6 protein-coding genes are annotated in these 4962 nt (G+C 35.9%); 4 read left to right on the top strand and 2 right to left on the bottom strand.

Annotated features, from left to right (window positions below; translation table 11 throughout):
• The 4 genes from rplS to htpX all read left to right on the top strand — a co-directional run.
• Nucleotides 1-318 (top strand): 50S ribosomal protein L19 (gene rplS, locus BZK14_RS12265; RefSeq protein ID WP_077926752.1); only part of this gene is annotated, 318 nt, incomplete at its 5' end.
• A 63-nt stretch (nucleotides 319-381) separates the two neighbouring features.
• Nucleotides 382-1260, top strand: a complete 879-nt coding sequence (locus BZK14_RS12260) for an ELM1/GtrOC1 family putative glycosyltransferase (RefSeq protein WP_077926751.1) — start codon at nucleotides 382-384, stop codon at nucleotides 1258-1260.
• Nucleotides 1253-2503 (top strand): O-antigen ligase family protein, encoded by a 1251-nt coding sequence (locus tag BZK14_RS12255; RefSeq protein WP_077926750.1) that lies wholly within the window; start codon nucleotides 1253-1255, stop codon nucleotides 2501-2503. The genes BZK14_RS12260 and BZK14_RS12255 overlap by 8 nt, the downstream gene beginning before the upstream one ends.
• A gap of 53 nt (nucleotides 2504-2556) precedes the next feature.
• Nucleotides 2557-3450, top strand: coding sequence for a protease HtpX (htpX, locus tag BZK14_RS12250; protein ID WP_077926749.1), 894 nt, complete (start codon nucleotides 2557-2559; stop codon nucleotides 3448-3450).
• Between the two features lie 72 nt (nucleotides 3451-3522).
• Here the strand turns inward: htpX and ybeY are convergent, their stop codons facing one another.
• Nucleotides 3523-3993 carry an rRNA maturation RNase YbeY gene (ybeY, locus tag BZK14_RS12245; RefSeq protein ID WP_077926748.1) on the bottom strand — a complete coding sequence of 157 codons (471 nt, stop codon included), beginning with the start codon at nucleotides 3991-3993 and terminating at the stop codon, nucleotides 3523-3525.
• Nucleotides 3986-4948, bottom strand: coding sequence for a PhoH family protein (locus BZK14_RS12240; RefSeq protein WP_077926747.1), 963 nt, complete (start codon nucleotides 4946-4948; stop codon nucleotides 3986-3988). The genes ybeY and BZK14_RS12240 overlap by 8 nt, the downstream gene beginning before the upstream one ends.
• Nucleotides 4949-4962: the final 14 nt, after the last annotated feature.

Genomic DNA, 4962 nt, shown 5'->3' with positions numbered 1-4962 from the left:
CGTCAACTTCCTGAGTTTTCAACAGGAGATACGGTTGTTGTCAACGTTAAAGTTAAAGAAGGAAACCGTGAGCGTGTGCAAGCATTCGAAGGCGTAGTTATCGCTAAGCGTAATCGCGGTATGGGTTCAGCGTTCACAGTTCGTAAGATTTCTCACGGTGTTGGTGTTGAACGTACGTTCCAAACATTCAGCCCATTAATCGCATCATTAGACGTTAAGCGTCGTGGTGATGTTCGCAAAGCGAAGATTTACTACTTGCGTAATCTTGAAGGTAAAGCGGCTCGTATTAAAGAAAAGCTTACTTTTAAAGCTAAATAATTTTAAACAATTATTTGTGAAAAACCCTAGAATACTCTTCTAGGGTTTTTTTATTTCTGGATTATGAAAAAAATAATTTATTGCATCAGTGATGGGAAGATAGGGCATCTTCGACAAAGTGAAGGTTTGGCAAAAGCATTACAAAAATTAAGGCCACATGATTATGATGTTCAAATATTGCCAAAATTTTCATTATGGCAATGGCTCAAAAGCTTAGGTCAGTGTGCTAAAAAAATAGAGGCTAACAGCTTAGTGGTTGGGGCAGGGCATCGTACACATTTTAGTCTGCTATATTACAAATGGAAATATGCAGCCAAATCTATTGTGATTATGAAGCCATCATTACCTAAGGTTTGGTTTGATTACTGCATTGTGCCAAAGCATGATGGTTTACCTGAACGAGATAATGTGCTAGTTACAGAAGGTGCAATGAATGCGTTATCATTAATGGATGCGACAAAAGAAGATCAAACTTTGGTTTTAATTGGTGGGCCAAGCTTTGCATGTGAGTGGAAAAACACCCATGTTTACCAAGAGTTATCTGCCAGAATTTCATTGAAAAATGATGATAAAAAAATTATTTTATCAACATCTCGAAGAACACCGCAGGATTTTATTGTCAATTTACCGAAAGATATTCTAGATAAAAGTGAGATTATTGATTTTCAAGTAGTAGATGAGTCATGGTTGCCAAAGCAACTATTAAAAAGTAAAGAAGCTTGGGTGACGGCGGAGTCAATTTCTATGATTTATGAATCATTAAGCGCAGGCTGTTTGGTAAAAATCATTGATGTCACAGGATTAAAAGGTAAAATAGCGCAGAATTTAAATCATTTGATTGAGGCTCATAAAGTTAATAGTGATGATAATCATTTTGAACGATTGAATGAGTCTGGTCGTATTGCACAAAAATTATTAGCATCAGGAATTATGAATGATTGAAGCATTAAAAAGTAAATTAACACAAGAAAATATCGTAATTTTTTTATTTTCGATGATATTTTGGTTCTATAGTGCTCCAATGGGCGTATATAACGGAACAGTAATTCTGACTACATTATGGGGGATTTATTATTTTATCCGTCATAGGCAGCAGGTATTGACGTATTTTAAAGATAGTCGATTTATTTGGTTATTCAGTCTTGTTGTGATTCCGATGGTGGTTTCTGCTGTGTTAAGCGGATATCCGGGGGAAAGCTGGAAAACAGTTGTGAATTTTTTACGTTTCTTTTTTATAGGAAGCTTGGTTCTGTTATTAACGGTCCCTGCTTTAGAGAAGATTCGTTATGCGATTTTGGCTTATATTGTTTTGATTTCTGTGGATGCGATCATTGAATGGTTGACAGGTTATCATTTAATGGGTGAAAGTCGAGATCGCGCCCGTATTATGGGATTGTTCCAGTATTATCATTTAGGATATGTGCTCGCAACTTTAACGCCATTTATTTTTTATCAAATGATCGCATCATTTACGAAAAAAACAGGCAAACAATATTATTGGTTACTTGGCTCATTATTAGCAGTGATTGCTATTTTTATTGCAGGTTCCCGTGCTGGTGTTGTGACGTTATTGGTGAGCTTGGGATTGATCATGTTACATATGATTATTCAGAAAAAAATATCTGCAAAATGGATTTCAGGTGGAATCTTAGCAATTGTTATTGTTGGTGGTGCAATTTCTCAATTGCCGATTGTTAAAAATCGATATATTAATACATTGGAAAGTACAGAACAGGCTAAGATAGGAAGTTATGAATGGATTGATAGAGTATCTTCTGATCGTTTAGTATTGTGGCAGTTTGCGTGGAGTGAATATAAAAATAATCCTATCATTGGTTCTGGTAGTGGCACTTTTGAAAAGGCATTCAAAACATTGCCGGTGGAAGCAAGAGGCGTACATATTGGTGGTGCAGGCTTTCCTCATTTTTATGGATTAGAAATTTTATCTCAAACTGGTACTTTAGGTTTTATAAGTTATTTATTGGCATTGAGTTGGGTGCTGCTGTTATTATTAAAAGCAAATAAATTTTCTGTTTGGTTTGCTGTCGCATTTTTAGCAATGATGCCGATTAACCTGCATGTATCATTTTATGGTAGTTTTTGGGCTGCATTAATTTGGATGCCATTGATTCTAGGGCTGAGAGACCGATATTTATCATTGCAACAAGATGCTACGAATGCTTGAAAAAATATACTATAACACCATTATAGATCTGTAAATTATTAGGGGGATTTTATATGTTTAAACGCATGATGTTATGGGTTGTAACAAATATTGCAGTGATTGCAGTGATTACTGTAATTTTATCTGTGACAGGGCTAAGTGGAGCGCTAAACGGTGGACAGGGATTGTTGCCAATGTTATTAGCTGCTGCCGTTATTGGATTTACGGGATCAATTATTTCACTCTTGATGTCAAAAAAAATGGCTATCCATGGCATGGGTGTTCATGTTATTCAACAGCCTGAAAATCAAATGGAAGTTTGGTTGGTAGAAACTGTGAGAAGACAAGCTGAAGCTGCTGGTATTGGTATGCCAGACGTTGGTATATTTGATTCTGCGGATCCTAATGCTTTTGCGACAGGGGCTAATAAAAATGCGTCCTTAGTCGCTGTTAGCACTGGATTACTGCACAACATGAATCAAGATGAGATTGAAGCAGTTCTTGGGCATGAAGTTGCTCATATTGCCAATGGTGATATGGTGACATTAACTTTAATTCAAGGTGTTGTGAATACATTTGTGATTTTCTTATCACGCATTGTTGCGGGAATTATTACAAATGCATTGCAGGGTAATAGTGATGATGATAGCGATGCTGCGGTTGAGAATAGCGGCACATTCTTTATTGTTTCATTTATTTTACAAATTGTTTTTGGTTTCTTAGCATCAATGATTGTTGCTTGGTTTAGCCGTCAAAGAGAGTTTCGTGCAGATGAAGGTGGTGCTCGCTTAGCAGGTAAGTCTAAGATGATTGGAGCATTGCAAGCATTGCAAAATCAACATGCCAATGAAGATTTACCAGGAAACTTAGCTGCATTTGGTATTTCAGGTAAATTTTCTAGCTTATTCAGTAGTCATCCTCCATTGGAAGTGAGAATTGAAGCATTGCGCAATAATCAACAATTTTAGTTGAATAAATCATATAAAAATAGCTCATCTCGATATAAGAAATGAGCTATTTTTTTGAGTTCAATTTAAGATTTAATCAATCTCATAAGGATTAGCAATCGAAAGTTTTTCTAGAATCTCAATTTCTAAGCTTTCCATTTCTTCAGCTTCTTCTTCGATAATATGATCGTAACCTAATAGATGTAAAACGCCATGTGTCACCATATGTGCTAAGTGATTTTCAAAGGTTTTACCTTGCTCGATGGATTCATCTTTAACAACAGTTAGGCAAATAATTAAATCTCCCATGAAGTACACAGATGAATCAGGAATATCATAGTTTGCAGGGAAGGATAAGACATTTGTAGGTTTATCTTTGCTTCGGTAATCTTTGTTGAGTGCTTGAATTTCCTCTGAATCTGCAAATCGGATGGTTAATTCAACATCATTTTCTTCAATATCAATAAAAGATAAAGCGTTATTAACCCAAAATTCTAACTGTTCTTGTGTTGGAATGGTTGGGTATTTTGTGGCATTTTGCACATCTAAAATGAGGTTAGTCATTTTTTGTGTCCTCAGCAGCTTGATATGCATTGATGATTTTTGCAACTAATGGGTGACGCACAACATCTTTTGAATCAAAGAATGTCATGGTAATGCCATTAACATTATTTAAAACAGTCATAGCATTTTTGAGGCCAGATGTGACATGTTTTGGTAAGTCAATTTGTGAAATATCACCTGTAATCACTGCTGTAGAGTTAAAGCCTAAGCGTGTTAGGAACATTTTCATTTGTTCGACAGTTGTATTTTGAGCTTCATCCAAAATAATGAATGCATCATTTAACGTACGGCCACGCATAAATGCTAATGGCGCAATTTCTATAACATTGCGCTCAATGAGCTTTAAGACAGTTTCAAAGCCTAACATCTCATATAATGCATCATATAAAGGACGTAAATAAGGATCGACTTTTTGAGTTAAATCACCTGGTAAGAATCCTAATTTTTCACCTGCTTCGACAGCAGGGCGAACTAGAATAATTCTACGAATATTTTGGCGCTCTAATGCATCAACAGCAGAAGCAACAGCTAAGAATGTTTTTCCAGTACCCGCAGGGCCAATGCCAAAGTTAATGGCATTATGTGCGATTTCTGATAAATAATGTTTTTGATTAGTGCTGCGACCACGGATTAATCCTCGTTTATTTTTGAGGACAACTTCTTGACGGTTGTCTTTGCTCTCTTCAATAAAATCATCACGATCAAATTGTGTGCTGTGTAAAGCTAAGCGAACAATGTCTTCATCCAAAATTTCTTCAGCTGTTGAATCATATAAATGTTCTAGGATAGTTTTAGCTTCTGATTCAGCCGATTCTTCACCTGTAATTTTAAATTTAGGGCCACGGTTAGCAATCTCAACTGCAAAGTGTTTTTCAATCAATTGTAAATGTGAATTTAGGTTACCGCATAAATTGGCAAGACGCTCATTATTGTCGGGAAAAGTTAGCTCAAGCATTAATAATTAATCAT

Origin of the sequence: Wohlfahrtiimonas larvae (assembly GCF_002006755.1) — a bacterium.
GTDB classification, from domain to species: Bacteria; Pseudomonadota; Gammaproteobacteria; order Cardiobacteriales; family Wohlfahrtiimonadaceae; genus Wohlfahrtiimonas; species Wohlfahrtiimonas larvae.
The sequence above is the reverse complement of the archived record's forward strand: the minus strand, read 5'-3'. Positions and strand labels throughout refer to the sequence as shown.

What these genes read in the sequence shown, in the direction of transcription:
- BZK14_RS12255 (WP_077926750.1), top strand. Translation starts at nt 1,253, where the DNA reads ATGATTGAAGCATTAAAAAGTAAATTAACACAAGAAAATATCGTAATT.
- BZK14_RS12260 (WP_077926751.1), top strand. Translation starts at nt 382, where the DNA reads ATGAAAAAAATAATTTATTGCATCAGTGATGGGAAGATAGGGCATCTT.
- htpX (WP_077926749.1), top strand. Translation starts at nt 2,557, where the DNA reads ATGTTTAAACGCATGATGTTATGGGTTGTAACAAATATTGCAGTGATT.
- ybeY (WP_077926748.1), bottom strand. Translation starts at nt 3,993, where the DNA reads ATGACTAACCTCATTTTAGATGTGCAAAATGCCACAAAATACCCAACC.
- BZK14_RS12240 (WP_077926747.1), bottom strand. Translation starts at nt 4,948, where the DNA reads ATGCTTGAGCTAACTTTTCCCGACAATAATGAGCGTCTTGCCAATTTA.